Here is a 25,320-nt window from a genome sequence, read left to right as displayed (position 1 = left end):
CTCCGCTGATCTCGAATTCCGGCGCCGCCCAGCATCGCCGTCACACGTCGATGTCGTCGGCCTTCACGAACTTCGCGTTGTCCTGGATGAACTTGAAGCGCAGCTCCGGCCGCTTGCCCATCAGGTCTTCCACCAAGGACCGTGTGCGCTCGCATTCCGGCTTTTCCTCCGGATCGGCGGCGTTGGGGACGACCACGCGCAGGAGCGAACGCTTGGACGGGTCCATCGTCGTGTCGCGCAGTTGGGCCGGCATCATCTCGCCCAGGCCCTTGAAGCGGCTGATGTCGGGCTTCTTGCCCTTGAACATCTTGGACAGCAGCTCGTCCTTGTGGGCGTCGTCGCGGGCGTAGACCTGCTTGTTGCCGTGGCTGAGGCGGTAGAGCGGCGGCAGGGCGAGGTAGAGGTGGCCCTCCTGGATCAGGCCCGGCATCTCGCGGTAGAAGAAGGTCATCAGAAGCGAGGCGATGTGGGCGCCGTCGACGTCGGCGTCGGTCATGATGATGACCCGCTCGTAACGCAGCTTGTCGGTCGAGAAGTCCTTGCCGACGCCGCAGCCCAGCGCCTGCACCAGATCGTTCAATTCCTGGTTGGCCTTCATCTTGTCGACCGACGCGCTGGCGACGTTCAGGATCTTGCCGCGCAGCGGCAGGATCGCCTGGGTCTCGCGCTGGCGCGCCTGCTTGGCGGAGCCGCCGGCCGAGTCGCCCTCCACCAGGAACAGCTCGGTGCCTTCGGGGGAATTGCGCGAGCAGTCGGCCAGCTTGCCGGGCAGGCGCAGGCGGCGGGTGGCCGACTTGCGCGTCATCTCCTTGGACTGCTTGCGGCGCGCCCGCTCCTCCGCCTTTTCGATCAGCCGTTCCAGCAGTCCGTTGGCGCTCTGCGGGTCGCCGGACAGCCAGTGGTCGAAATGGTCCTTCACCGCGGTCTCGACGAGGCGCTGCGCCTCCGCCGTCACCAGCTTTTCCTTGGTCTGGCCCTGGAAATGCGGTTCGCGGATGAAGACCGACAGCAGGACGCAGGCGTCGCCCATCACGTCGTCGGCGGTGACCTGCCCGGCGCGCTTGTTGTTCGTCAGCTCGCCATAGGCCTTCAGGCCGCGCGTCAGCGCAGTGCGCAGACCGGCCTCGTGCGTGCCGCCCTGCGGGGTCGGCACGGTGTTGCAGTAGGTGTGCGAGAAGCCCTCGTCATCGTCGGGCCACGCCACCGCCCACTCCACCCGGCCCTGGCCGTTGGGGAAGTCGAGCGCACCGGCGAAGGGAAAGCGAGTCAGCGTCTTGCGGTCCTTCAGCGCGGCGTTCAGGTAGTCCTGAAGCCCGCCGGGGAAATGCAGGGACTCCGAAGCCGGCGTGGTGGCGTCGACCGACAGCAGGGACGGGTCGCAGCTCCAGCGGATTTCGACGCCGCGATAGAGATAGGCCTTGGAGCGCGCCAGCCGGTAGAGCCGATGCGGCTCGAAATGAGCGGTCTCGCCGAAGATTTCCGGGTCGGCGTGGAAGCGGATGGTGGTGCCGCGCCGGTTGACGTTGCCGCGATGGGCCAGCGGCCCCTGCGGCAGGCCGCGGCTGTACTCCTGGACGTAGAGCTGCTTTTCGCGGGCGATCTCCACGGTCAGCCGGTCCGACAGGGCGTTCACCACCGACAGGCCGACGCCGTGCAAGCCGCCCGAGGTCTGGTAGACCTTGTTGGAGAATTTGCCGCCGGAGTGCAGCGTGGTCATGATGACCTCCAGCGCCGACTTGCCCGGATATTTCGGGTGGTCGTCGATGGGGATGCCGCGCCCGTTGTCGCGCACCATCACCGTGCCGTCGGCGGCAAGCTCCAGGTCGATGCGGCTGGCGTGACCGGCCACCGCCTCGTCCATGGCGTTGTCCAGGACCTCCGCCACCAGATGGTGCAGCGCACGGTCGTCGGTGCCGCCGATATACATGCCCGGCCGGCGCCGGACAGGCTCCAGCCCCTCCAGAACCTCGATGTCCTGGGCGGAATAGCTGTCGGCCTTGGGGGCCGTGTTCTCGAAAAGATCGCTCATGACGGGATGATAGGAATTTCGTCAGGGGTGCGCAAGCGCGTCCTGGGCCGTTTATAGTGCGGTGCCACAGGCTATGGGGCAGGAATTTTTCGTGACGCCGGAGGAAGCATGAGCGCAGCGGACACTTACGACTTCGACAATGGCCCTGCCCTGCGGGCCATCGCGATGCCGGCGGACACCAACCCGAACGGCGACATCTTCGGCGGCTGGCTGCTGGCGCAGATGGATCTGGCCGGCGGGACGGTGGCGGTGCGGCGCAGCCATGGCCGCGTCGCCACCGTCGGGATCGAGGCGATGACCTTCCACAAGCCGGTCTTCGTCGGCGACGAGGTCAGCTGCTTTGCCCGGATCGAGAAGGTCGGCCGCACCTCGCTGCGCGTGCGCATCGAGACCTGGGTGCGGCGCGAACGCTCCGGCTCCGACCCGATCAAGGTGACGGAGGGCGTGTTCACCTATGTCGCCATCGGCGAGGACCGCAAGCCGCGCGAAGTGCCGCCGGAGTAAGCGTCGTCAGGCCGCCGGCGCCTTGACGAAGTGCTGGTGGCCGTGGTCGCACTGGCCGCGGGCATGCTTGTCGTCGCAGCTCTCGCCGGAGGTCAGGCCGATCCAGGCATGCAGCGTGGTGGGGTCGAAGCCGGCCTCGCGGCGGTCGCCGACCTGGATCAGCGGACGGCGGATCAGGTCGCGGTCGGCCAGCATAGCCGCGAGCGCCGTGGATTCGTCGAGGGCGGCGGGCTTGACGGCGCCGGACTTCACCGCGGCGGCGCGGCGGTTGAACCAGGAATCGACCTCCTTGTCGCCGAAGAAGGCGCGGAGATCGGCGGCAGTCAAATCGGCGGTGGCGAGGTCGCGTTCGACCAGCCTGTGGCCGGCGGCGGTCAGCTGCTGCTTCTGCTTGGCGTTCGCCGGGCAACCGGCCAATCCGTAGAAAATCACCTCGGCCATGGGGCACTCCGCTGCTGGATGGGAGGTCCTGGCCGGAGGGGCAATCAGGACCGATTTCGTCCAGTCTAACGGCGATGCAGCATGAAAAAGGGCGCGACATTCTGCCGCGCCCACATTTTTTCTATGGGTATTCCGAAGCGGCCGGCAGGCTCACTTCTGCAGGCGCTTCAGGGAATCCTCGGCGAACTGGTTGGTGTAGGTCTTGGACAGGTCGATGTTGGCCGACGCCACCGCCGGATCGAAGGCCTTCAGCACCTTCAGCGCGGCTTCGGCGCCGTCCTGGGTGAAGCGGCCGTCGGGCGAATAGGTCGGCTTGGAATGCTCGAAGGCCTGGGCGTAGAGGTCCTTGTTGCCCAGGAAATACTCCGGCGGCAGCACCTTCAGCACGTCATCGGTGCTGGCCTTGTTCAGCCACAGCAGGGTGCGGACGAAGACGTCGGCCAGCGCCTGGGTGGTCTTCGGGTACTCCTTCACGAAGTCCGGCCTGGTGTAGAGCACGGCGGCGGGATAGGGGCCGCCGTAGACCTCCATCGTGCCCTTGGCCGTCCGGGTGTCGGCCAGCACGGTGATGTCGCCGTCGGCCTCGGCCTGGCTGATGACCGGGTCGAGGTTGACGATGGCGTCGATCTCTCCGCGCTTGATCGCGGCGATGGCGCTGGCGCCGCCGCCGACGCCGATGACCGACACGTCGTCCGGCTTCATGCCCATGGAGGTGAGTACGTAGTTCAGCATGAAGTTGGTGGAGGAGCCGGGGGCGGTCACGCCGACCTTCTTGCCCTTCAAGTCTTTCACCGACTTGATGGTGCCGGCCTTGTTGACGGCGGCCAGCACGATGCCGGGATAGCGGCCGAGCTGGGTGACCGCGACGATCGGCTGGCCCTTGGCCTGCATCTGGATGGTGTGGTCGTAGGCGCCGGTGACCACGTCGGCCGAGCCGCCGACCAGGGCCTGCAGGCTCTTGGCGCCGCCGCCGAAGTCGCTGATCTCGACGTTCAGGCCGGCATCCTTGAAGTAGCCCAGCCGCTCGGCCAGCGTCAGCGGAAGATAGTAGAGCAGCGGCTTGCCGCCGACCGCGATCTTGATGTCGGTCTTCTCGAGCTTGTCCTGCGCCGCGGCCAGTCCGGCCGTTCCCAGGGTCAGAGCGACCGCGGCGGCCGCGATCAGCGATTTGAATTTCATTGGTTCCCTCCCTTTTGGAATCCGTATTGGATTTCAGTGCTGCCCGCCGTGATTGTCCTGCGGGCGCCAGTGCAGAAGCCGCTTCTCGATCATGGTGACGCCGGTGTCGATCAGGACGACGAAGATCGTCAGCACCAGCATGCCGGAGAAGACGCCGACGGTGTCGAACACGCCCTCCGCCTGATGGATGCGATAGCCCAGCCCGGCGGCGGAGCCCAGATACTCGCCCACCACCGCGCCGACCATGGCGAAGCCGACGGCGGTGTGCAGCGAGGAGAAGACCCAGGACAGGGCCGAGGGCAGATAGACGTGCCGGAACAGATCGCGGGAGCTGGCGCCCAGCATGCGGGCGTTGGCCAGCACCACCGGGCTGACCTCCTTCACGCCCTGATAGACGTTGAAGAAGACGATGAAGAAGACCAGCGTCACCCCCAGCGCCACCTTCGACCAGATGCCGAGCCCGAGCCACAGCGCGAAGATCGGCGCCAGCACCACGCGGGGCAGCGCGTTGACCGCCTTGATGTAAGGGTCGAAGACGATGGAGACCAACGGCGCGCGGGCGAACCAGAAGCCGAAGGCGATGCCGGCCACCGTGCCGATGACGAAGGCCAGCGCGGTCTCCAGCAGCGTGATGCCCAGGTGATACCAGATGACGCCCGAGGCGAAATCGGCCCAGGTGCGGGCCAGCACCGCCCCCGGCGTGCCGAAGAAGAAGGGGCTGAGGATCTTGGTGTCGGTCAGGACATGCCAGATCAGGAAGAAGGCGATCAGGACGCCCAGCTGAAGCAGCAGGATGACCGGTCGGCTGGGCAGGCGTTTGGCGTGGGATCTCATGATGTCGTCACCGCAGCTTGGTCTGGGCGTAGCCCTTCAGCACTTCGTCGCGCAGTTGCGCCCAGATCTCCTGGTGCAATGCGAGGAAGCGCGGGGTCATGCGGATTTCCGCCACGTCGCGCGGACGGTCCAGGTCGATGCGGTATTCGCCGATGAGCCGCGCCCCCGGTCCGGCGGACAGCACCAGCACCCGGTCGGACATGGCGATCGCCTCCTCCAGGTCGTGGGTGATGAAGACCACCGACTTGCGGTCCGCCGCCCAGAGGTCGAGCAGCTCGTTCTCCATCATCTGGCGGGTCTGGACGTCGAGCGCCGAGAAGGGCTCGTCCATCAGGATGATCTTCGGATCGACGATCAGCGTCTGAGCCAGCGCCACGCGCTTGCGCATGCCGCCCGACAGCTGGTGCGGAAAGCGGTCGCCGAATCCTTCCAGCCCGACGCGGGACAGCCAGGGCCGGGCGCGCTCCCGCGCCTCCGCCTTCGAGACGCCGCGGAACTCCAGCCCGGCGGCGACATTGTCGAGCGCCGACTTCCAGGGCATCAGCGCTTCGGCCTGGAACATGTAGCCTGCCTTGGGATTGATGCCGGTCACCGGCTGCCCGAAGGTCAGCGCCCTGCCCTCGCTGGGTTTCAGCAGGCCGGCGGCGACGTTCAGCATCGTCGACTTGCCGCTGCCGGTCGGGCCGACGATGGATACGAACTCCCCATCGGCGACGGTGAAGCTGGCGCCCTGTACGGCGGTGTAGGATCGTCCCCGGCCGTCGGGTGAGGGAAAGGTGCAGGTCACGCCTTCCAGCTGAAGGGCGGGCGCCGCGGCGGCCTCGGCCATGTCGGTGTGGTCCTTATCTTTTTGGCGGTGCGGTTCGGCAGGCGATGCGCTTTGGTTGGAGTGCCATACTGTCCGAACTGGAGCCTATCGGCAACCGCTTGAGATCTCCGTAGAATCCGAAAGGAGCCATTCCGCAAACGCACCGCTTACGGTGTCAAAGAAGGGACGCGGGGCCTTATCGGTTGCCGCGGCGGCCTGCCGTCCAGCATCAATGCTTCCATCAATGGCATAGATCGAAAGCCAGCCCTTTTCCCTTCGCGGAGCCGATATGCCCACGCTGCCGAAACGCCTGCTGATCGCACTCGCCGTCCTGGCCGCCCTGCTCGCCGCGTGGCTCGGTTTCGCCGCCTGGTACGATCACCACCAGCGGGCGAACGAGCGGCCGGCCACCTACAGCGCGCTGATCGAGCAGGCGGGCCGCGGGGAGATCAGCTCCATCACCTTCGCCAACGGCACCGGCCATGCGCTGGCCGCCGACGGCAGCCGCTATCGCGTCGTCATGCCGGTCACCGACGATCTGCTGAAGGAACTGCGCGCCCACGCGGTCGCCATCTCCTTCGAAGAGGGGCCGGGCGGGCTGATGGCGCAGACGGTCGGCGTGCTGGACCGCGCCGCGCCCTTCGTGGTGGTGGCCCTGCTGATCGGCGGACTGCTGATGAGCGGCGGACAGTTCTTCGGCATGGGCCGCGCCACCCGAGTGCGGCCGGAGGACACCAACACGGTGTTCGCCGACGTGGCCGGCGTCGACGAGGCGAAGGAGGAGCTGCGCGAGACGGTGCAGTTCCTGAAGGACCCGCGCCGCTTCGCCATGGCCGGTGCCCGCGTGCCGAAGGGCATCCTGCTGGTCGGCCCGCCCGGCACCGGCAAGACCATGCTGGCCAAGGCGGCGGCAGGCGAGGCCGGCGTGCCCTTCTTCGCCGCGTCGGGGTCGGATTTCGTCGAGATGTTCGTCGGGCTGGGCGCGGCGCGCGTGCGCAGCCTGTTCAAGACCGCCCGCGCCAACGCCCCCTGCATCCTGTTCATCGACGAGATTGACGCGCTGGCCGGCAAGCGCGGCGAATCGACCAGCCATTCGGAACGCGAGCAGACGCTGAACCAGCTTCTGGTGGAGATGGACGGCATCGTCGAGGGCGGAGAGGTGGTGGTGATCGCCGCCACGAACCGGTCGGAAATGCTGGACCCCGCCGTGCTGCGCCCCGGCCGCTTCGACCGCCACATCCATGTCAGCCTGCCCGACGTTGCCGGGCGCGAGGCGATCCTGGGCGTCCATGCCGGCCGCCTGACCCTGGCTCCCGACGTCTGCACCCGCACCGTGGCGCGCGGCACGCCGGGCTTCTCCGGCGCCGAACTCGCCAACCTGACCAACGAGGCGGCGCTGTCGGCGGCGCGCCAGGGCCGCGTCGTCGTCACCATGGCGGACTACGAGGCCGCCAAGGACCGCGTGCTGATGGGCACGGAACGCCGCAGCCTCGCCCTGACGGCGCACGAGCGGCGGCTTATCGCGGTGCATGAGGCCGGCCACGCGCTGGTGTCCTTGCGCTGCCCGCAGGCCGACCCGATCCACAAGGCGACCATCATCCCGCGCGGCGGCGCGCTGGGCATGGTGGTGCGGCTGCCGGAGGGCGACCGCGTATCGGTCTCGCGCGCCAAGCTGATGGCCGACATCGCCGTCGCCATGGCCGGCCGCGCGGCGGAGGAGATGGCCTTCGGTCCCGATCACGTCACCACCGGGGCCGAGGCTGACTTCCGCGCCGCCACCGATCTGGCCCGCCGCATGGTCACCGCCTGGGGAATGAGCGAGGAGATCGGCTTTGTCGCCCATGCGGCGGCGGAGCCGGGCGCGCGGTCGGAACGGACGGCCTGGCGAATCGACGAGGAGGTGCGCCGAATCACCGACGAAGGCATGGAGCATGCCCGCCGCCTGCTGCGCAGCAACCGCGAGGCGCTGGACGGCATCGCCCAGGCTCTGCTGGAGCGTGAGACCCTGAGCGGCGGCGAGATCGCCGAACTGGCCGACCGCGAGCAGGAGCGCGCCACCGAGGCGGCCTGAGGCCGGGGAGGTTTCATGCGAACTCTCTTAATAAGGGAATGTCCCGCATTGCGGCATGGGTGCATACGGGGGTAGACTGACCTTTACGCGAATTGGGGTTACAGGAGAGGGGCGCGATGACGGGGCCGCTATCCCGCCGCAGGGTTTTGCAGACCGCGCTGCCTCTCCTCTCCGCCCTGCCCTTCCTGGAGTCGCGGCCGGCGGCGGCGCACCCCACCGTCATCCGTGTCGGCGCCTATGAGTTTCCGCCCTATGTCGACGAAACGGGCGGCGGCGTCACGCGCGACCTGCTGGACCTGTTCAATGCCGCGCAGGATGAATTCCGGTTCGACATGGTGAGGACCGCCCCGCAGCGGCGCTATGAGGATCTGGAACAGGGGCGATTCGACATGATCGCCTTCGAATGCCTCAACTGGGGCTGGCAGGATCGTCCGGTCGATGCCACCCGGCCATTCCTGCACGACGCGGAGATATTCGTCGCGAAGGCGGCGCCGGGACGCGACCAGAATTATTTCGACGACCTGAACGGCAAGTCGATTCTCGGGCGTCTGGGCTATCACTACGCCTTTGCCGGGTTCGAGGCGGACCCCAAGCTGCTGGAGCAGCGCCATCACACCCGCGTCACCGTGACGCATGAGGGCAATGTCCGCAGCGTCGTCGCCGGCCGAGCCGACCTCGCCATCGTCACCCGCTCCTTCCTGACCCGCTTCCTGCAGCGCGAGCCGGAATTGGCCCGGCAGGTCCTGGTGTCCGAGCGCATCGACCAGATTTACGAGCACACCATCCTGACGCGGAGCGGCCGGGCGATCACCGCCGGCTGGCTCGACGCGCTGCTGAACCGGCTGGCGGCGGACGGACGGCTGGAAACCTTGTGGCGGCGCAGCGGAATCATCGCGTGAGGCGGCGATCCTCCCTGCTGGCGCGGGTGGCCGGGGCCATTCTGCTGACGACGGCGAGCATCGGCGCCGCCGCGATGCTGCTGTCCGACCACATCGTCGAGGGGCAGCGCCACCAGGACCTTCTGCACCGGGCGGAACTGGTCGCCGCCACCCAGGCCGACGCGCTGAGCGGCCCGGTGTGGGAACTCGACACCCGCAGTGCCGAGCGCATGATCGAAGCGTTGACCGTCCGCGATCCGGCCATCCGCTCCATCGCCGTCTTCGAGACCGACCGCGACGAACCGCTGGCAATGACCTCGTCGGGAGAGGTCGGGGACGGCGCCGGCCGCATCACGGTCGAGCGCCCCATCGTCCTGCATGGGCGCGAAGGACGGGTGCAGACGGTCGGGCATCTGCGCATCGTCTATTCGACGGCCGAGGTGCGGCAGGCGACGCTGAACGCGCTGGTCCCGGTGGCCGGTCTGTTGCTGCTGTCGCTGCTGGGGGCGATGGTGGCGCTGGGGCTGACGCTGAACCGCATGGTGCTGCGCCCGCTGCGGCGGCTGACCCAGTTGGCCAGTGCCATGGCGCGCGGCGACTATAGCGCCCGCATGGATGCCCGGCGGATCGATGAGATCGGCATGCTGGCCGACGGCTTCAACCGGATGGCAGCGACGGTACAGGACCATACCAGCACCCTGGAAAGCCGGGTCCGCGAACGGACGGAGGCGCTGGCCGCCACCAACCGCGCCATCATGGACAGCATCAACTACGCCCAGCTGATCCAGTCCGCCATCCTGCCGTCGGCCGATGCGCTGTCGGCCGGGCTGACCGAGCATTTCGTGCTGTGGCGGCCGCGCGACGTGGTCAGCGGCGACTTCTATGTCTGCCGCGAGGTGGCGGACGGCTTCGTCGTCGCGGTGGCCGACTGCACCGGCCATGGCGTGCCCGGCGCCTTCATGACGATGACCGCCAGCGCGATGCTGAACAATGCGCTGGACCAGATGGGGGCGGACGATCCGGCCGCGGTGCTGGCCGCCGTCGACCGCAAGGTCCGCGCCGCCCTGCACCAGGAGGGGAAGGCGCGCAGCGGGACGGACTGTTTCGACAATGGTCTCGACCTGGGTCTTTGCCATATCCGCCCGGCCGAAGGACGGCTGGTCTTCGCCGGTGCCCGCGTTCCGCTGCTGATGGTGACCGGCGGCGAGGTGACGGAACTGCGCGGCGACCGCCGCAGCCTGGGCTATCGCCCCACCACATTTGTGCCGACCACCGAAGACGCCGAGTCGCCTTTCACCAACCACAGCGTCGCCCTGCGCCCAGGGCAGACCTTCCTCATCGGCACCGATGGGCTGGTGGACCAGAATGGCGGCGAGCGGGGGCGCAGTTTCGGCCGAATCAGGCTGCGCCAGCTGCTGAGCCGCGGCGGCGAAGGACCGCTCGACCGGCTGAAGTCCGAGCTGGAAAGCTCGCTGGACCAGTTCCAGGGCGGTCGCGAACAGCGGGACGACATCACCCTGTTCGGCTTCCGCGTGCGGCTGACCGACGCAGCCGCCGTTTCCGGCGCTGGATCCGACCGCCGCGCTGCGTAAAACTCCTGACCCCCTCCCTCAAATCTGTTACAGAGATGCTATTTTTTGTGACAGGTTGTGACGGCAACGCGTCGCGGATGGCAGATGCCTGTCGAGTTTGTTTTAAAATTTAGGCATTCCAGGGTATGTTGTACCCGCTGAAGTGGCGACTGGGGAGAGCACGGCATGGCAGGTCCGACGATCGTCGTGGTCGAAGATGAGAATTCCCTGCGGTCCGACATGGTCGAGTATCTGTCGAGCTGCGGATTCGATGCGATCGGCGCGCGCGATGGGGCGGAACTGGACCGGCTGCTGCGGAACCGCAGCGCCGCCATCATCATCCTGGACGTGAACCTGCCGGACGAGGACGGGTTCAAGATCGCGGCCCGGCTGCGCGACGGCCATGGCGCCGGCATCATCATGGTGACCGCCCGCAGTTCGACCGTCGACCGCGTGGTCGGGCTGGAAATCGGCGCCGACGCCTATCTGGTGAAGCCGGTCGAGCTGCGCGAACTGGAAGCGCAGGTGAAATCGCTGCTGCGCCGTCTGAGCGAGCGTGCCGCGGAAACGGCGAGCCAGGCCGCCAACGGGAACGCAGGCGGCGAGGCCGGCGATTCTGCCGACGAGGCGCGCTGGTCGCTGGACCCCACGGAATGGAGCCTGACCAATCCGGCCGGAATCCGCATCAGCCTGACCAGCATGGAGATGAAGCTGACCAGCCTGCTGGCCGCCCAGGCACGCAAGCCGGCGACTCGCGACCAGATCTCGCAGGCGCTCTACAACCGCCGCTGGAACCCGGAAGACCGCTCCATCGACACCGTCGTCGGGCGCCTGCGCCACAAGGTGGAGGGCGCCATCGGCGGTCCGGCCCCGCTCAAGTCGGTGCACGGGGTCGGCTATGTCTTCTCCGCGCCGATCCGGGTGGTGGGCGCCGCGCAGGGGTGAGTCAGTCCCGCGGCGATGCGTCCTGACCTGCCGCCTCCCGGTCGGGCGTGCGGCGGGGGAACAGCAGGGTGAAGCTGGTGCCGCGATCCGGCGCGCTGTCCACGGTGATCGACCCCGCCAGCGCACCGACCACCAGATTGTGGACGATGTGCAGCCCGAGCCCGCTGCCGCCGCGACCACGCCGGGTGGTGAAGAAGGGCTCGAACACCCTGGCGCGATGGTCCTCGATCATGCCGCGCCCATTGTCGGTGAAGCACAGGCGGACGGTGTCGGGATCGGGGCAGTCGACCGTGATCGCCATGTCCCCTGCCCGCCCGTCGGCGAAGGCATGGGTCAGCGCGTTCATCACCAGATTCGACAGAATCTGCGACAGCACGCCGGGATAGCTGTCCAGTTCCAGGTCGGCCGGGCAGCTTACCGCCACGGCATGGCCCGATGGCCTCAGCTTAGGCTGCAGGCTGACCAGCGTGTCCTGGATGTAGGCGGCGAGGTTGACGCTGCGCCGCTCTGCGCTGGCACGGTCGACCGCGACCTGCTTGAAGCCGGCGATCAGTTGCGCCGCCCGTTCGCAATTGCCGAGGATCAGGTCGGTGGTGTCGGTCGCGGTGGCGAGGTAGCGGGCGAATTCCGCCTTGCCCAGATCGCCGTCGGCGGCCCGCCGGCGCATCGCCAGGGTGGCGTCGGCCAGATGCGAGGCGCAGGACACGGCGATGCCGACCGGCGTGTTGATCTCGTGGGCGACACCGGCGACCAGCGCGCCGAGTGAGGCCAGCTTTTCCGACTGGATCATCGCCTCCTGCGCTTCGCGCAGCCTGTCCAGCGCCGCCTCCGCCTCGCTGCGCCGCCGCTCCAGCTCGTGGTTGGCGTCGCTCAGCTGGGCCTGCAGCCGGTCGCTGACCCGCACGAGGCGCTGCTGCTCCCGCGTGCTGAGTTCGAAGGCGGCGATCAGGTCGCGGAACTCCGGCAGGCACTCCGGCGCCAGCGCGCCCAGCCTCTTCTCCAGCGCGCGGGCCTTGGCAAGCGCCTCCTCCTCCGCGGCGAAGAGGTTGAAGGTCACGGGGCCCCGCCGGCGGGCAACTCCCGCATCTGGAAGACGACATGCCGCAAATCCTCGGCGAAGTCCTCGCCCAGTTCGCGCATGGACTCGTCATTCTCCTCGACGCACCAGGTCACGGTCACCGGCCGCCCGCCGCGGGCCACCGTCTCCAGCATCTGGAAGATGTTCATCAGCGCCTTGGCGCTGGAGCTGTTGAAATACAGGAGTTCCATGTCGAAGCGGATGGCGCCGCCGTCCGGACGGTCGAGAAAGCCGCGCAGCGCGTCGAACACCGGGCCGAAGAACCCGGCGACATCGTCGGGGTAGGATTCGCCGGTCATGCGTAAATGGCCGCCGGCGAAATCGAAGAAGACGCCCGGCGTGCGTCCTGTGGCGGGGATGGTCAGGCTGTCCATGGCGTATCGCTCTGTTCGGCCGCTCACACGCGGACCTTGAGGCAGAAGAAGCTGCGGTCCGCGTCCATCGCATCGAAATCATAGTCGATGGGGTCGCTGGCCCGCCGTGCGATCTCGATCAGCCCCAGGGTCGCGCCGCGGCTGCCGTCGTCCGGCTCCTCCCGAAGCTGTTCGCGGTAATAGGTCTTGATGGCGTCGCGATCCAGGCTCTTCAGATGGTCCAGCCGCTGCTTCAGGCGGGGAACCTCGCTGTTGTGCACGGTGTTGCCGCAGACGATGAAGACCTTGCCACCCTCCATCCCGATGGTGACCATGCCGGCGCTGAGTTCCACCGCGCGGCCAGCGTTGCCCGACATCTTTTCCGCGGAATAGCGGATGATGTTCTGCATCTGCTCGACGAAGACCGAGAAGACGCGGCGGATGGTGGGGCCATCGGCCTCCTCAAGCGCCATCTTCTCGCGCAGCGCTTCGCCGAGGGAGTAAAGTATCCCTTCCGACAAGTATCCACTGAAAGAGAACACGATCCCCCGCTCGTCGAGATCGCGCTTAATCGACGCATACTGTTGGGCGAGCATCATTGTGGCCTAAGGTTCCACAGGTGCTTGGAGTCAGCCGACTATGTCATCTCCCATAAGAAAGGGCCATAGTCTTTCGGGAATCAGGTCTTTTGGCGGCCGCGACATCGGGCTGCATCACACGGGAAGCACGACCCGGAAGGTCGAACCCTTTCCCAGAGTGCTGTCGACCGCGACGGCGCCGCCATGCAGATGGACGATCTGCTGCACCGTGTGCAGACCGATGCCGGTGCCCGGCACGCCGGACGCCCCAGAGCCGCGGAAGAAGCGGTCGAACAGGTGCGGAAGCTCCGGTTCGGGAATGCCGCGGCCGTGGTCCGTCACCTCGATCACCGCCATAGCGCCGTCGGTGTCGCCGTGGAGATGGATCGCTTCGCCCAGACCGGAATATTTGACGGCGTTGTTGACGAGATTGGTCAGGACCAGCGCGATCAGGTTGGCGTCGACCTCCGCCCGCCGCGGCAATCCGGACAGGGTCATCCGGAATTCACGATCGGGATAGGCCACGCGGAACGGCCGGACGACATTGGCGATCAGGTCGGGCAGGTCGACCTCGGCCCGTTCCAGCACCAGGGCGTTGGTCTGCAGCCGCTCGTCGGTCAGATGGGCGTCGATCAGGCCGGTCAGACGCTGCACGCTGCCGCGGATCACCGCCAGCCGTTCCAGCATCACCGGCTCCACCTGCCCGGCCCGTATCGCCAGCAGCTGTGCCGCGCTGTCGATGATGGCGAGTGGCGTGCGGAACTCGTGGCTGACCATGCCCAGGAACTGGCGCTGCCGGTCGCGGGCGAGAAGCTCCCGCTCCAGCGCCCGCTCCACCCGTTCCTTGGCCAGGATCAGCGCCTTCTGGTTGGCGGCCAGTTCGAGCGTGCGTTCCTCCACCCGCTGCTCCAGCGAATGGTTCAGCGCCACCAGCTCCTCGTACAGGCAGACATTGTCGAAACCGATGGCCACACGGTTGCAGAACAACTCCAGCAGGCGGTGCTCGTCCGCGGTGTAGGGCTCCACCCGTTCAAGCCGGAAGACGGTCACGCCATGCTCGCGCGTGCGGAAAACCAGGACGCAATGGTTGTCGTGATAGAGGTTGCGCTGGGTCAGCAGGGCGTCCGCCACTTCCGCCACCGCGCCGGCCGGCAGGACATCGGCGGCCGGCAGTCCGATGCAGCCGGAAAAGACACCCAGTCCCGCCACCACGTCGACCGTCCGGCTGCCGTCGGCGCGGTCGACCGGACGGCAGGCCAGAACCGCCGGAGCGCTGCCGTGATCGACGACGCGGGCGATCTGCTCCACCAGCCGTTCGACGAAGGCGCGCATCGGCCGCATCTCGAAGAGCGGGGCGGAGGCGCTGAGAATCCGTTCCAGCCCCTGCCTGTTGCGCTCGATCGTCACGATGTCGCGCCAGGCCCGCAGGCTGCTGACCAGTGTTGTGAACAGACGCTGCGCGGTCAGCTCGCTCTTGGCCTTGTAGTCGTTGATGTCGTAGCCGACGATCACGTCCCGCTCCGGCGCCTGACCGGGCTGGCCGGTGCGCAGGATGATCCGCATGCGGCGGTTGCCCAATTCCTCCCTGATGTGGCGGACCAGCTTCAGGCCGGCGTCCTCCGTCTCCATCACCACGTCGAGAAGGGCGACGGGCATGTCGGGCCGCTGGGCGAGGACCGCCTTGGCCTCTTCCGCCGACAGGGCGCTCACCACCTCGAACGGGCGTCCGTCAAAGTCGAAGTCGCGCAGCAGCACGGAGGTCATGGCGTGAACCTGGGGATCGTCGTCCACCACCAGGATGGGCCAGGGCGCACCGGACGGCCGTTGGGAACTTGCCGCCGTCGCGGCGCCGTCCTCCGGGCCGAACAGCAGTTCGTCGTCCAACCCCCCGTCCATCCCCGCCATCCGCCGCCCCCGTCACACTATGCGTGATTGCCTATGCCCTGCCGCAATGGAACCACCGTACGGTGCAGCTTCCAAGACCGATAAACCGAATTGGCAGCATTCGTTTCAATTTGTCGCATATGAACGAAGAGTCATGTACGAAGATGCCAATGTTATGCAAAGATTTATTACGACGGTGCATAACGGAATGTCCGGAAAGTAAGAGTGCGAAGCGTCGACGACCACGGCGTGCTGGCCGGACGGTACCGCCATGACCGCTTCGCCTTTGCGCTTCACCGGCATGCTCGGCCGAACGGGCGCCGCTGTGGGGCCGTGGATCGATGGCCAGGATCGAAGCGATACGGAAGAAGCCGACCAATCCGGGAATTTGTAGGCTATTTTATCACGACATGGTTGTTGAGTGACGGGTATCGATCATTGCGCTATGCTTGAGCCTTGCCAATCCGACTGAATGGACGACCTCACCCCGATGATCCCTGCCGGCTTCGAACAGGATGCACATGCCGCAGGACGCCCGGACACCGTCCGTGGGGGACGCAAGGCCGTTTCACCGGCGATTCTCGCGCTGCTGGCGGTCGCCGTCGCCCTTACCGCCGCCCTGTTGGTGTTTGCGGCCTATCAATACCGTGCCCAGGTGATCGCCGAGGCGGAGGTCCGCAGCGCCGCCATCGCCCGCGTGCTCGAGGAGCATGCGGCCAAGACCCTCGGCATCCATGCCGCCACGCTGTCGCACATGGAATGGATGGTCGATGATCTGGGATGGGACCGGATCGACAGCTCTCCCCTGCTGCACGAACGTCTGAAAACCATGGCGGCCCAGACGCCGGAGGTGCAGTCCTATTGGATCACCGACGAGAGTGGGCGAGTCCGGGTCAGCAGCTTCGAATGGCCGATGCGCCCGCTCAACGCGAGCGACCGCGAATATTTCCGCGCCCTTCTGAACCCGGGCAGCACCGTCCACATCGGCCCGCGGCTGACGGGCAAGATCAACTCAGAGGTTTTCTTTACCCTCAGCCGCCGGATGGAACTGCCGAACCACCAGTTCCAGGGGGTGGCCCAGATCTCTCTCCTGCCCCGCTATTTCGCCGACTTCTACCGTTCCGTCCTGCGCGGGTCGAGCGACATGATCCTGCTGATGCGCGAAGACGGCGAGGTGCTGATCCGAACCCCGCAGAGCGCCCCTGAGAACCGTGCCGACATCGGGCGTATGCCGGAACTGATCACGATCCCTGACAGGAACGGCGTCTTTCAAACGGTGACACCCTCCGACGGAATCGAGCGGCTGATGGCCCGCCGCAAGGTGCCGGACATGCCGATCTATGTGGTCTACGGCACCGACGTCGGATCGATCGAGAAGGCATGGCGCGACAGGGTGATACCCTACGCGCTGTTCGCGATCCCGGCACTGGGGCTGCTTGTCCTGCTGGGCGGCATCGCGCTGCACCGCTCCCGTCAGGCCGCCGAGGCGCAGGAGGCATTGCGCCGTGCCAACGAGGCGCTGGAGGACCGGATCACCGAACGCACCCGGCACCTCGACCAGGCCCTGGCCGATAAGGAGGTGTTGCTGCGCGACATCCATCACCGGGTGAAGAACAATCTGCAGGTGATCCTCAGCCTGCTGGAACTGCAGGCGCAACGCGCGCCGGAACTGGAGGCGCCCTTCAGCGAGGCGCTGACCCGCATCAACACGATGGGACTGATCCATGAGCAGATTTACCGCGCCACCGGCGTATCGGCGGTCGCGCTCGACAGCTTCATCGAAGCGTTGGCCGGGCATCTGCGCAGCTTCCACAGCCGTCCGGGCAGGACGATCACCATCAGGCATCAGGTGGAACCGCTCAGCCTCGACCTCAACCGTGTGGTGCCCTTCGCCCTGATCCTGAACGAGGTGGTGTCGAACGCCTTCAAGCATGCCTTCACCGGCCGCTGCACCGGCACCATCGACATCGTGGTGACGGCGGAAAACGGATCGCTGCATCTGACGATCCGGGACGACGGCAACGGCGCCCCCGAGCCGGAGGATCCCGCAACCCCCGGACGGCGGTCGATGGGCATGGACCTGATCCGGGCCTTCGCCCGGCAGATTCGCGGCGAGTATCATTTCACCAGGGACGCCGGCACACGGTTCGATCTGATCTTCCCGCAGGAGAACGAGACCGTTTAGCGTTTGCAGCGTTTGGCGGAACCCGTCTTCTGTCCATTGGACTCCACTCCGCCGGTGGAGCCGCCAGTGGAGCCGTTGGCCGGGCCGGTGGTCGGGTCTTCGGACTTCGGAAGCTTCTCCGCGATGCCGAATGCCAGTTCGCGCCGCCGCAGCTCGGCCAGAATTTCGTCGGGGGAAATGTCGAAGTCGGCCAGCAGAACGACCAGGTTGTACAGGAGGTCGGCCGCCTCCATCACCAATGCGCCGCGGTCGCCCCGCATCGCCTCGATTGCCACCTCGATCGCCTCTTCTCCCACCTTCCGTGCCATGCGGGCCCGGCCTTGCGCCAGCAACTTTGCCGTGCGCGAGGCTTCGGGGGCGGAGGAAGGCTCGCGCCGCAGGGTTTGCACGGCCTCGTGCAGACTGCGGAGCGGATCGGGACCGATGTATTGAACCATGTTCCTGAAATCGTTTTTCAAACCGGCGCTGTCAAGACGTTGGTTGGCCGACCGAACATTTCACCGCTGTCACGAGGCTGCCCCAGCAGTTCAGATCGCCGGAGATAGTCAGTGATGCTGATTGATTTTGTATTCGACCATTGGCTGAAGGAAATCTCTGTATAGCTGTAATTTTTGCAGCATTCAGCAATGCAAAGGCAGCGCATTTGGTATTGGGTATACCAGTATATAGTCTCCTCAACAGCCCGATGGAGACGATCATGACCACCACCACTTTCCAGCCCGGCACCGACAACCACGCTTCGAACGACGCCCTGCATGCGGTCGCCGAATTCCCGGTGGCCTGGTTCGAAGCCACCCCGGCCTATCTGGTTCTGCAGCCGGTCGGCACCTTCCTCCGCGAATGGGTCGCCGCCACCCCGGTGGGCTTCGTCCTGAGCCTGCTGAAGCGCTGACGCTCGCCCAGACCCGCCTTTCATCCCCAATCAACGGAGACGATCATGAGCATCCTCAGCCTTCATCACGGCGACCACGGCATCCATGGCGAAGCCCAAACGCTGCACCCGGTTCGCGATTTCATCGCCGACTGGCTGGAAGCCACCCCCGCCGCCATCCTGCTGCGTCCGGTCGGTGCGTTCCTGACGGACTGGGTGAAGTCCACCCCGGCGGTGATCCTGTTCCAGTCCCTGCATCGTTGATCACAGCGCAAGAACAAGAAAATCTGAAGGTTTGAAAGGCGACCGCGGCACAGCCCAACCAATCGGGCGGCCGCGGCCTTTTCTTTTTGGGAGGTCCGCTTTCGGCCTGCGCCTTAGGCGCCGCCGCGGACATCCTCGACCAACAGTTCCAGCCGTGGCAGATCGCGCACCACCAGCGCGTCGGAACGGCGTTCCAGCATCCCGTCACGGGTCAGGTCGCTCAGCACCCGGGCCACCGTCTCGCGGGTGGTGCTGACGCGCGCGGCAATGTCGGAATGGACGGGGATCGGCGTGATGATCGCGGACGCGCCCTGCCGCGCCGCACGCCGGGCAAGGCGCAACAATTCCGCATGGACCCGGTTGTTGGCGCCGAGGGTCGACAGTTCCATGATGCGGTCGGTGGCGCCGCGCAGCTTGTCGCACAGGCGCAGCATCATCGCCATCGCCAGTTCCGGATGGGCGGTCACCAGGGTCTGGAAGGGCTTCGCCGGCAGGAAGGCGACCAGCGCCCCCTCCTCCAGCGCCACCACCGACGCGGAGCGCGGCCGGCCGTCCAGCGCCGACATCTCCCCCACCAACTCCCCCGCATCGATATCGCTGAAGCTGATTTCACGCCCGCCGGCCGAATGGCTGAGCACCCGCACCTGCCCCTCCACCACGAAGGCGACGTCGCGCGTCTCGGCCCAATGGTCGATCAGCTGCTCGTCGGGACCGAAGCGCCGCCAGCGGCATTGGCGCGCCACCGCGGCGCGCTGATCGGCGGAAAGCGGGCGCAGCAATTCGATGCGGTCCAGCCCGGCGGCCGGAGGGTCGGCCGGGGTGTCGGGCAGCGCATCGGCCAGACTGTCGGATTTGCTCATTTCGGCCTTCGGTACGGGAAGTTCCGGAGCCGCCCCGGACTGTTTGTTGCGCCAAAGGATAGCGTGACCTGCGCAAAGGTGGAAGGCGCTGTGACCAATGGCCGGTGTCAACTCTCCGTTAACGCCGAACGCGCAGAAGGGAACGACGCCTCGCCGACCCGTCCCCCAACCGCACCCCGTTCATCGTTGCCGGAGCGCCGACCATGACCAGCCTGTTCACCGTTCCCACCGCCCGCCGCGTTGATTCGCAACGGCTGCTGTCGGTCGCCCTGATCCCCTTCGCCGCGGCCATCGCCATGGCGAGCACGGTCGCCGCCACCGGATTCACCGCCAGCCCGCTGGGCGAGGCGAACAGCACGCTGGGCTTCCTGCTGGATTTCGTGAAGCTCTGCTATCTGGCCGTCGCCATGGCCCATCTGTCCGGCGCCATCGCCGACCGCACCTGCGGCAGCATGGCTGCCGGCCTGTCGATGGACGAGTTCGACGCGCCGGAGCCCATGTCGCGCGAAGAATTCTGGCGTGCCTTCCCCAACCATGTCGACGGCGCCGCCATCGCCGGGGCCGTCACCCTGCTGTGCGTGATCGCCGGATCGCTGGTCGGCTGAACCCACCGCCGCCAAACGGCAGTTGAGAGAGGACCGCGCTTGCCCCACTATGGCGCGGACAGACGATCGGCGGGTGGGCGGGCGTGAGCGGAGATCAGACTGAACCGAAGGTCCCCGGAAAGGGTCAGGTGAAGGCCCAGCCGGCGGAGCCGGCGCGGCACCGCCGCGAGGGCATCGGGTTTATGGGTCGCCTGCGCGCCTATTTCCTGGCCGGCATCCTGGTGACGGCCCCGATCGCCATCACCGTGTATATAGCGTGGTGGTTCGTCTCGCTGATCGACGGCTATATCCGCCCGCTGATCCCCAGCACCTACAATCCCGAAAACTACCTGCCCTTCTCGATTCCCGGCATCGGCGTGCTGGTGGTCATCGTCGCCGTCACCCTGATCGGCGCCTTCACCGCCGGCTATGTCGGACGCCTGGTTCTGGGCGTCGGCGAGGGGGTGGTCGGGCGCATGCCGGTCGTCCGCTCCGTCTATGGCGGGGTGAAGCAGATCTTCGAGACGGTGCTGGCCAAGAAGTCCAATGCCTTCCGCGAGGTGGTGGCGATCCAGTATCCGCGACCCGGCGTGTGGTCGCTGGGCTTCATCACCGGCAGCGCCCATCCGGAGGTGCAATTGCAGCTGGCCGGGGTGGCGGACGACATCGTCAACGTCTTCATCCCCTGCGCACCGCCCACCGCCGGCTATCTGGCGATGGTGCCGCGCCGCGAGGTGACCGTGCTGAACATGAGTGTCGAGGACGGGCTGAAGCTGGTGATGTCCGGCGGCATCGTCGTCCCGCCCGAGCGGCGCCCGACTCTGGTGGAGCCGCCGGCCGGCCCCGGCCCCAACCCTGGCCAGGACGGCCCCAACCGGGAAGGCGGCGACGATCAGCCGGACCGCAAGGTCTTGGCCGCCGCGTCGCGCTCGAACAGGTAGAGCAGGGTCCGCAGCGCCTGCCCGCGCGGGCTGGCGAGGTCAGGGTCGCGGTCCACCACCAGCCGGGCATCGTCCCGCGCAACCGCCAGCAGGTCGCCATGCACGGCGAGATCGGCCAACCGGAAGCCGGGCAGTCCCGACTGACGGGTGCCCAGCACCTCTCCGGCGCCGCGCAGGCGCAGATCCTCTTCGGCGATGACGAAGCCGTCCTCGGTGTCGCGCAGGGTCTTCAGCCGCGCCCGCGCCGTTTCCGTCAGGTTCGAGTCGAACATCAGCAGGCAGCTCGACGGCTTCTCGCCGCGCCCGACCCGGCCGCGCAGCTGATGGAGCTGGGCGAGGCCGAAGCGCTCGGCATGCTCGATCACCATCACGGTCGCCTCGGGCACATTGACGCCGACTTCGATCACCGTGGTGGCGACCAGCACGTCCAAGCTGCCCTCGGCGAAGGCGGCCATCACGGCGTCCTTGTCCGGCCCGCGCATCTTGCCATGGACCAGCCCGACCCGGTCGCCGAAGGTGGCGCGCAGGAAAGCGTGGCGCTCGGTGGCGGCGGCGAGGTCGCTCTGTTCCGATTCATCGACCAGCGGGCAGACCCAATAGACCCGCGCGCCCTCCGCCACCTTGCGCTGGATGCCGTGGACCACCTCCTCCAGCCGGTCGAGCGCGATGGTGACGGTCTGCACCGGCTTGCGGCCGGCCGGCTTCTCGGTCAGGCGCGACACGTCCATGTCGCCATAGGCGGTCAGCGTCAGCGTGCGCGGAATCGGCGTGGCGGTCATCACCAGCACGTCCACTGCCCGGCCCTTGGCCGACAACTGCAGGCGCTGGTGGACGCCGAAGCGGTGCTGTTCGTCGATCACCGCAAGGGCCAGATCCTTGAAGGCGACATCCTCCTGGAACAGGGCATGGGTGCCGACCAGCAGCGGCAGCTCGCCCGACGCCAGCCGGTCGAGCACGGCCTGTCGCGCCTTGCCCTTGTCGCGCCCGGTCAGAAGGCCGATTTCGACGCCGGCCGCCTTGCAGAGCGGCGCGAGGCTTTCGGCATGCTGGCGGGCCAGGATTTCGGTGGGGGCCATCAGGGCGGCCTGGGCGCCGGTCTCCACCGCGTTCAGCATCGCCATCAGGGCGACCACGGTCTTGCCGCTGCCGACATCGCCCTGGAGAAGCCGCAGCATGCGCCGCTCGGCGGCCATGTCGGCGTAGATGTCCTCCAGCGAGGCCGCCTGCGAACCGGTCAGCGAGAAGGGAAGCGCCGCGAGCGCCGCCTGGCGGAGCCTGCCGTCGCCCTGGGTCGCGCGTCCGGCCAGCCTGCGCTGGCTGGCCCGCACCAGCATCAACGCGAGCTGGTTCGCCAGCAGCTCGTCATAAGCGAGACGGCAGCGGATCGGCGCGGTGGCGGCGAGGTCGCCCTCGTCCTCCGGCGTGTGGGCGCGCTTCAGCGCTTCCGCCCAGCTGGGCCACTGGCGACGGGCGAGCCATGCCGGATCCTGCCATTCGTCGAGCGCCGGAATGTCGTTGAGCGCGGCGCGCACCGCCTTGCGCAGGGTCTTGGCCGGCAGGCCGGCGGTCATCGGATAGACCGGCTCCACCAGTTCCAGCTCTTCCTTGGAATCGACCGGGACGACGGCGTCGGGATGGGTGATCTGGGCGGTGTCGTTGAACCACTCCACCTTGCCGGAGACGACCATGGTGGTGCCGGCCGGAATCTGCTTCGACAGCCAGTCGCCGCGGACATGGAAATAGACCAGTTCCAGGACGCCGGTCTCGTCGGTACAGCGGATCTTGTAGGGGTGGCGCGGGTTCACCGGCGGCGCGTGCGAATCGATGCGCACGGTCAGCGTGGCGATGCGCCCGTGCGGCGCCTGCGCGATCTTCGGCGAGAAGCGGCGGTCGACGACGCCGCAGGGCAGATGCCACAGCAGATCGACGACGTGGGCGCCGGCGAGCTTCTCCACCAGCTTGCCCAGGCGGGGGCCGAGGCCGGGGAGTGCCGTGACCGGTTTGAACAGCGGAAACAGGATGGCGGGACGCACGGGCGGGACGCTACCGGGAAAGCCTTCGACGGCTTCCAGAAAGCCGGGTGGACCCAGCCGCGTCAAGGCTGCTGAACGGAATTGGAAAAATGGGGGAAAAGGAAGGGACGGCGGAGCGCACCCGAGGCCAGGGGCCTATGGTGGGGGGCAACGTCGGCCTTGGATTTGGCCACGGACGCGCTCCGCCGATAGGTACCGTCCGGAGGCAAACGGGAGAACCGGACGGTCATATCCGATGGCAGGGGACCATCGGGAAGAGACACCAGATAAGAAGACGCTCTCGTGACGGGCCGGTGTTTCAGGGGGGCTGGCCCGACCGCGTCACAAGAAGGACAATAGCCCGGCCGCCCTGTCCCGAACCTGACCCGTCCATGAAATCCACTTCATGAACTGCGGTCGCCGCGTCGGTTTGAGCGACGGCCCAAATACGGGCTCACGGCACATTTCCGGCCGCCGGTGCGGTCGGGTAAGGCCGGTCATTGAAGTTCTTTGATGGCGGGTAGAACGCGACCGTAATCCGGTCCGCAGAACCAGCGGGCTGTCGAGGTCTCGGCAGAATCCGAAGTGGTAATTCTTAATCCCTGCCGGAGATATCTCGCATTTAAAGTTCTTTTAACCCTATTCGACGCCTAATCGGTCTCGCGGGGCGTTCGACCGCGAGAAGACGCTCTACCGAACATTAGACCCACACGACACCAAGGGAGCTACCCATGCCCGCACACAAGGTCGCCGATGAAGTCCGCTTGGCCAGCCGCATTCATGCGCGCCTGCTGGACGCCTTCATCGACTTGACGGAGCGGGAACTGGCCGGACTGGCCCCGGGCTTCGCCGAGGAAAGCCTGACGGAGGCGCTGGAGGCCTTGCGCGCCGCCCGCAAGAACTACGGCACGACCGCCGGGGTGATGGTCGTCTCGAACCTGGAACTGCCCCAGGCCTCCAACGCCGCCTGACACCCGGCGGTCTCCGCTTGGACTCCTGTCAGGCAGAGGCCGATTTGCGGGTGCGCGGCTTGCGGGTCTTGGAGGGCTCGGGAGTTGCGGACTCCGGTTCGGCGGCTTTCACCGATGCCCACGGCTTCGCGTTGGTGGTCTTGCGCGGAGCCTTCACCACCGCGACGACCGGGGCGATATCGGAAATGGCGGTCGCCTCGGCCAGGATTGCGCGTTCGGCCTGCAGCCAATGGTCGGCGTCACGGCCATGGGGACGACCCTCGTCCAGCCAGATCGCATAGGCGCGGTCACGGATGCGCTGTTCGACATCCACGGTCATCACATCTCCCCAGGGAATGGTGGTCGGGTTTGCTGCGATGCAAAGACTGCACAATTTGCGAAAAACACGCAACCAAGCGGATCGTTATCGGCCCTTCACCTCAGACCGCCGCACGCCTCTGCCGTCACTCCGATGACGTTTCGCCATGTTCCGGCTGCCGGCTCTGCTGAACCTCGCGCCATTTGGCGACGTTCCGGTTGTGGTCGGTCAGCGACTTGGCGAAGACATGGCCGCCTGTGCCGTCGGCGACGAAATACAGGAACTCGTGCCGCTCCGGCTTCATCACCGCCTGGATCGACGCCTTGCCAGGATTGGCGATGGGGCCCGGCGGCAGGCCGGTCGCCACATAGGTGTTGTAGGGCGATTCGAACTTCCAGTCGTTGCGGGTCAGCGCCCGCCCCAACTCTCCGCTGCCATCGGTCAGCGCGTAGATCACCGTCGGGTCCGACTGCAGCTTCATGCCGGCTTCCAGCCGGTTGACGAAAACCCCCGCCACTCTCGGCCGCTCGGCGGCGATACCGGTTTCCTTCTCGACGATGGACGCAAGCGTCAGCGCCTGCTGGGGCGTTTCGAAGGGAAGATTCTGGTCACGGGTCTTCCACGCCTCCGCCAACGCCTGGGTCATCGCCGTCTGCATTCGCTCGATCAGTGCGGCGCGGCTGTCGCCATAGGCGAAGTGGTAGGTTTCCGGCAGAAGTGAGCCTTCCTTCGGCGGCTTCGCGATGTCACCGGTCAGCACGGCTTCCCGTTCAAGTAGCGCCACCACCTGGGCCGAGGTCAGCCCTTCCGGCACGGTGATGCGATGCACAATGGTGCGGCCCTGGCGCATCTGCTCCAGGACGCCCTCGATGCTGATTCCTGCGGGAAACTGGTATTCGCCGGCCTTCAACTCACGGAAGGTGCCGGACAGCTTGGCCGCGGCGACGAACACCAACGGCGAGCCGATCACACCGGAGTCGCCCAGCGTGATGGCAATGGCCTCAAGCCCGCTGCCGCGCGGGATGACGACCGTCTCGGCCTGCTCCAACGGACCGGGGGCCGAATAGCGCTGGTAGCCCCAGACGCCGATTCCGCCCGCCGCACCGACCGCGAGGGCCAGCGTCCCCGCAAAAATCCGGAGACCCCAGCCCATCGCTCACCTCTTGAAGACTGCAGACCGC

General features: G+C 67.0%; 25 protein-coding genes. 11 read left to right on the top strand and 14 right to left on the bottom strand.

The annotated features are described in order from the left end of the window. Positions 1 to 40: 40 nt before the first annotated feature. Complete coding sequence (gene parE / locus B9N97_RS18320; RefSeq protein WP_085089202.1) at positions 41 to 2,029, bottom strand: DNA topoisomerase IV subunit B; 1,989 nt, start codon at positions 2,027 to 2,029, stop codon at positions 41 to 43. 108 nt (positions 2,030 to 2,137) lie between these two features. Here parE and B9N97_RS18315 point away from each other — a divergent pair, with 108 nt between their 5' ends. Further along, entirely contained in the window at positions 2,138 to 2,533 is a 396-nt protein-coding gene (locus B9N97_RS18315; RefSeq protein WP_085089201.1) for an acyl-CoA thioesterase, read from the top strand. Positions 2,534 to 2,539: 6 nt separating this feature from the next. Here the strand turns inward: B9N97_RS18315 and B9N97_RS18310 are convergent, their stop codons facing one another. From B9N97_RS18310 to B9N97_RS18295, 4 genes are all read right to left on the bottom strand, one after another. Continuing rightward, positions 2,540 to 2,974, bottom strand: coding sequence for an ArsC/Spx/MgsR family protein (locus B9N97_RS18310; RefSeq protein ID WP_085089200.1), 435 nt, complete (start codon positions 2,972 to 2,974; stop codon positions 2,540 to 2,542). A gap of 150 nt (positions 2,975 to 3,124) precedes the next feature. Next, positions 3,125 to 4,153, bottom strand: coding sequence for an ABC transporter substrate-binding protein (locus B9N97_RS18305; protein ID WP_085089199.1), 1,029 nt, complete (start codon positions 4,151 to 4,153; stop codon positions 3,125 to 3,127). Between the two features lie 33 nt (positions 4,154 to 4,186). Next, positions 4,187 to 4,987, bottom strand: coding sequence for an ABC transporter permease (locus tag B9N97_RS18300; RefSeq protein ID WP_085089198.1), 801 nt, complete (start codon positions 4,985 to 4,987; stop codon positions 4,187 to 4,189). Between the two features lie 7 nt (positions 4,988 to 4,994). Further along, a complete protein-coding gene (locus B9N97_RS18295; RefSeq protein WP_085089197.1) occupies positions 4,995 to 5,816 on the bottom strand; it encodes an ABC transporter ATP-binding protein in 822 nt (273 codons plus the stop codon). A gap of 268 nt (positions 5,817 to 6,084) precedes the next feature. Here B9N97_RS18295 and ftsH point away from each other — a divergent pair, with 268 nt between their 5' ends. The 4 genes from ftsH to B9N97_RS18275 all read left to right on the top strand — a co-directional run bounded on the left by ftsH (position 6,085) and on the right by B9N97_RS18275 (position 11,260). Further along, on the top strand, positions 6,085 to 7,866 hold the full coding sequence (gene ftsH / locus B9N97_RS18290; protein WP_085089196.1) for an ATP-dependent zinc metalloprotease FtsH: 1,782 nt from the start codon (positions 6,085 to 6,087) through the stop codon (positions 7,864 to 7,866). 116 nt (positions 7,867 to 7,982) lie between these two features. Then, positions 7,983 to 8,765, top strand: a complete 783-nt coding sequence (locus tag B9N97_RS18285; protein ID WP_085089195.1) for a substrate-binding periplasmic protein — start codon at positions 7,983 to 7,985, stop codon at positions 8,763 to 8,765. After that, on the top strand, positions 8,762 to 10,336 hold the full coding sequence (locus tag B9N97_RS18280; RefSeq protein ID WP_085090648.1) for a SpoIIE family protein phosphatase: 1,575 nt from the start codon (positions 8,762 to 8,764) through the stop codon (positions 10,334 to 10,336). The genes B9N97_RS18285 and B9N97_RS18280 overlap by 4 nt, the downstream gene beginning before the upstream one ends. A gap of 165 nt (positions 10,337 to 10,501) precedes the next feature. Next, the gene (locus B9N97_RS18275) at positions 10,502 to 11,260 is read left to right on the top strand and encodes a response regulator transcription factor (RefSeq protein WP_085089194.1); all 759 of its coding nucleotides are present in this window, start codon (positions 10,502 to 10,504) and stop codon (positions 11,258 to 11,260) included. 1 nt (position 11,261) lies between these two features. On the opposite strand, the gene B9N97_RS18270 is transcribed toward B9N97_RS18275, so the two are convergent. From B9N97_RS18270 to B9N97_RS18255, 4 genes are all read right to left on the bottom strand, one after another. Further along, positions 11,262 to 12,317: a sensor histidine kinase gene (locus tag B9N97_RS18270; RefSeq protein WP_085089193.1), complete on the bottom strand. Its 1,056-nt coding sequence runs from the start codon at positions 12,315 to 12,317 to the stop codon at positions 11,262 to 11,264. After that, the gene (locus B9N97_RS18265; protein WP_085089192.1) at positions 12,314 to 12,712 is read right to left on the bottom strand and encodes a DUF1987 domain-containing protein; all 399 of its coding nucleotides are present in this window, start codon (positions 12,710 to 12,712) and stop codon (positions 12,314 to 12,316) included. Before B9N97_RS18265 ends, B9N97_RS18270 begins: the two co-directional genes overlap by 4 nt. A 23-nt stretch (positions 12,713 to 12,735) precedes the next feature. Continuing rightward, on the bottom strand, positions 12,736 to 13,290 hold the full coding sequence (locus B9N97_RS18260; protein ID WP_244560769.1) for a SiaB family protein kinase: 555 nt from the start codon (positions 13,288 to 13,290) through the stop codon (positions 12,736 to 12,738). Positions 13,291 to 13,404: 114 nt separating this feature from the next. After that, complete coding sequence (locus B9N97_RS18255; RefSeq protein WP_244560768.1) at positions 13,405 to 15,165, bottom strand: ATP-binding response regulator; 1,761 nt, start codon at positions 15,163 to 15,165, stop codon at positions 13,405 to 13,407. 460 nt (positions 15,166 to 15,625) lie between these two features. Between B9N97_RS18255 and B9N97_RS18250 the strand changes: the two genes are divergently transcribed. After that, on the top strand, positions 15,626 to 17,338 hold the full coding sequence (locus B9N97_RS18250; RefSeq protein ID WP_244560767.1) for a sensor histidine kinase: 1,713 nt from the start codon (positions 15,626 to 15,628) through the stop codon (positions 17,336 to 17,338). On the opposite strand, the gene hisE is transcribed toward B9N97_RS18250, so the two are convergent. Further along, a complete protein-coding gene (gene hisE / locus B9N97_RS18245) occupies positions 17,335 to 17,796 on the bottom strand; it encodes a phosphoribosyl-ATP diphosphatase (RefSeq protein WP_244560766.1) in 462 nt (153 codons plus the stop codon). The two genes, B9N97_RS18250 and hisE, sit on opposite strands and share 4 nt — an antisense overlap. 239 nt (positions 17,797 to 18,035) lie before the next feature. Between hisE and B9N97_RS18240 the strand changes: the two genes are divergently transcribed. After that, on the top strand, positions 18,036 to 18,230 hold the full coding sequence (locus B9N97_RS18240; RefSeq protein WP_244560765.1) for a hypothetical protein: 195 nt from the start codon (positions 18,036 to 18,038) through the stop codon (positions 18,228 to 18,230). Positions 18,231 to 18,275: 45 nt separating this feature from the next. Further along, complete coding sequence (locus B9N97_RS18235) at positions 18,276 to 18,473, top strand: hypothetical protein (RefSeq protein WP_085089189.1); 198 nt, start codon at positions 18,276 to 18,278, stop codon at positions 18,471 to 18,473. Positions 18,474 to 18,586: 113 nt separating this feature from the next. On the opposite strand, the gene B9N97_RS18230 is transcribed toward B9N97_RS18235, so the two are convergent. Beyond that, positions 18,587 to 19,333, bottom strand: a complete 747-nt coding sequence (locus B9N97_RS18230; protein ID WP_085089188.1) for a Crp/Fnr family transcriptional regulator — start codon at positions 19,331 to 19,333, stop codon at positions 18,587 to 18,589. 203 nt (positions 19,334 to 19,536) lie between these two features. On the opposite strand from B9N97_RS18230, the gene B9N97_RS18225 reads away from it, so the two are divergent. Together B9N97_RS18225 and B9N97_RS18220 are read left to right on the top strand one after the other, a co-directional pair. Continuing rightward, positions 19,537 to 19,938, top strand: a complete 402-nt coding sequence (locus B9N97_RS18225; protein ID WP_085089187.1) for a hypothetical protein — start codon at positions 19,537 to 19,539, stop codon at positions 19,936 to 19,938. 128 nt (positions 19,939 to 20,066) lie between these two features. Next, positions 20,067 to 20,858: a DUF502 domain-containing protein gene (locus tag B9N97_RS18220; RefSeq protein WP_244560764.1), complete on the top strand. Its 792-nt coding sequence runs from the start codon at positions 20,067 to 20,069 to the stop codon at positions 20,856 to 20,858. Here B9N97_RS18220 and recG read toward each other — a convergent pair. Next, on the bottom strand, positions 20,810 to 22,891 hold the full coding sequence (gene recG, locus B9N97_RS18215; RefSeq protein WP_085089185.1) for an ATP-dependent DNA helicase RecG: 2,082 nt from the start codon (positions 22,889 to 22,891) through the stop codon (positions 20,810 to 20,812). The two genes, B9N97_RS18220 and recG, sit on opposite strands and share 49 nt — an antisense overlap. A 710-nt stretch (positions 22,892 to 23,601) precedes the next feature. Here recG and B9N97_RS18210 point away from each other — a divergent pair. Next, positions 23,602 to 23,841 (top strand): hypothetical protein, encoded by a 240-nt coding sequence (locus B9N97_RS18210; RefSeq protein WP_085089184.1) that lies wholly within the window; start codon positions 23,602 to 23,604, stop codon positions 23,839 to 23,841. A 28-nt stretch (positions 23,842 to 23,869) separates the two neighbouring features. Here the strand turns inward: B9N97_RS18210 and B9N97_RS18205 are convergent, their stop codons facing one another. Both B9N97_RS18205 and mltG read right to left on the bottom strand, forming a co-directional pair. Then, positions 23,870 to 24,160: a DUF2934 domain-containing protein gene (locus B9N97_RS18205; protein ID WP_085089183.1), complete on the bottom strand. Its 291-nt coding sequence runs from the start codon at positions 24,158 to 24,160 to the stop codon at positions 23,870 to 23,872. Positions 24,161 to 24,284: 124 nt separating this feature from the next. Beyond that, on the bottom strand, positions 24,285 to 25,292 hold the full coding sequence (gene mltG, locus B9N97_RS18200) for an endolytic transglycosylase MltG (RefSeq protein WP_085089182.1): 1,008 nt from the start codon (positions 25,290 to 25,292) through the stop codon (positions 24,285 to 24,287). Between the last annotated feature and the right edge of the window lie 28 nt (positions 25,293 to 25,320).

Origin of the sequence: Azospirillum oryzae (genome assembly GCF_900177515.1) — a bacterium.
GTDB classification, from domain to species: Bacteria; Pseudomonadota; Alphaproteobacteria; order Azospirillales; family Azospirillaceae; genus Azospirillum; species Azospirillum oryzae_A.
The sequence above is the reverse complement of the archived record's forward strand: the minus strand, read 5'-3'. Positions and strand labels throughout refer to the sequence as shown.

Coding starts and splice junctions, on each gene's coding strand:
- parE (WP_085089202.1), bottom strand. CDS start 2,029: ATGAGCGATCTTTTCGAGAACACGGCCCCCAAGGCCGACAGCTATTCC.
- B9N97_RS18315 (WP_085089201.1), top strand. CDS start 2,138: ATGAGCGCAGCGGACACTTACGACTTCGACAATGGCCCTGCCCTGCGG.
- B9N97_RS18310 (WP_085089200.1), bottom strand. CDS start 2,974: ATGGCCGAGGTGATTTTCTACGGATTGGCCGGTTGCCCGGCGAACGCC.
- B9N97_RS18305 (WP_085089199.1), bottom strand. CDS start 4,153: ATGAAATTCAAATCGCTGATCGCGGCCGCCGCGGTCGCTCTGACCCTG.
- B9N97_RS18300 (WP_085089198.1), bottom strand. CDS start 4,987: ATGAGATCCCACGCCAAACGCCTGCCCAGCCGACCGGTCATCCTGCTG.
- B9N97_RS18295 (WP_085089197.1), bottom strand. CDS start 5,816: ATGGCCGAGGCCGCCGCGGCGCCCGCCCTTCAGCTGGAAGGCGTGACC.
- ftsH (WP_085089196.1), top strand. CDS start 6,085: ATGCCCACGCTGCCGAAACGCCTGCTGATCGCACTCGCCGTCCTGGCC.
- B9N97_RS18285 (WP_085089195.1), top strand. CDS start 7,983: ATGACGGGGCCGCTATCCCGCCGCAGGGTTTTGCAGACCGCGCTGCCT.
- B9N97_RS18275 (WP_085089194.1), top strand. CDS start 10,502: ATGGCAGGTCCGACGATCGTCGTGGTCGAAGATGAGAATTCCCTGCGG.
- B9N97_RS18265 (WP_085089192.1), bottom strand. CDS start 12,712: ATGGACAGCCTGACCATCCCCGCCACAGGACGCACGCCGGGCGTCTTC.
- B9N97_RS18260 (WP_244560769.1), bottom strand. CDS start 13,290: ATGATGCTCGCCCAACAGTATGCGTCGATTAAGCGCGATCTCGACGAG.
- B9N97_RS18255 (WP_244560768.1), bottom strand. CDS start 15,165: ATGGACGGGGGGTTGGACGACGAACTGCTGTTCGGCCCGGAGGACGGC.
- B9N97_RS18250 (WP_244560767.1), top strand. CDS start 15,626: ATGGACGACCTCACCCCGATGATCCCTGCCGGCTTCGAACAGGATGCA.
- B9N97_RS18240 (WP_244560765.1), top strand. CDS start 18,036: ATGACCACCACCACTTTCCAGCCCGGCACCGACAACCACGCTTCGAAC.
- B9N97_RS18235 (WP_085089189.1), top strand. CDS start 18,276: ATGAGCATCCTCAGCCTTCATCACGGCGACCACGGCATCCATGGCGAA.
- B9N97_RS18230 (WP_085089188.1), bottom strand. CDS start 19,333: ATGAGCAAATCCGACAGTCTGGCCGATGCGCTGCCCGACACCCCGGCC.
- B9N97_RS18225 (WP_085089187.1), top strand. CDS start 19,537: ATGACCAGCCTGTTCACCGTTCCCACCGCCCGCCGCGTTGATTCGCAA.
- B9N97_RS18210 (WP_085089184.1), top strand. CDS start 23,602: ATGCCCGCACACAAGGTCGCCGATGAAGTCCGCTTGGCCAGCCGCATT.
- B9N97_RS18205 (WP_085089183.1), bottom strand. CDS start 24,160: ATGACCGTGGATGTCGAACAGCGCATCCGTGACCGCGCCTATGCGATC.
- mltG (WP_085089182.1), bottom strand. CDS start 25,292: ATGGGCTGGGGTCTCCGGATTTTTGCGGGGACGCTGGCCCTCGCGGTC.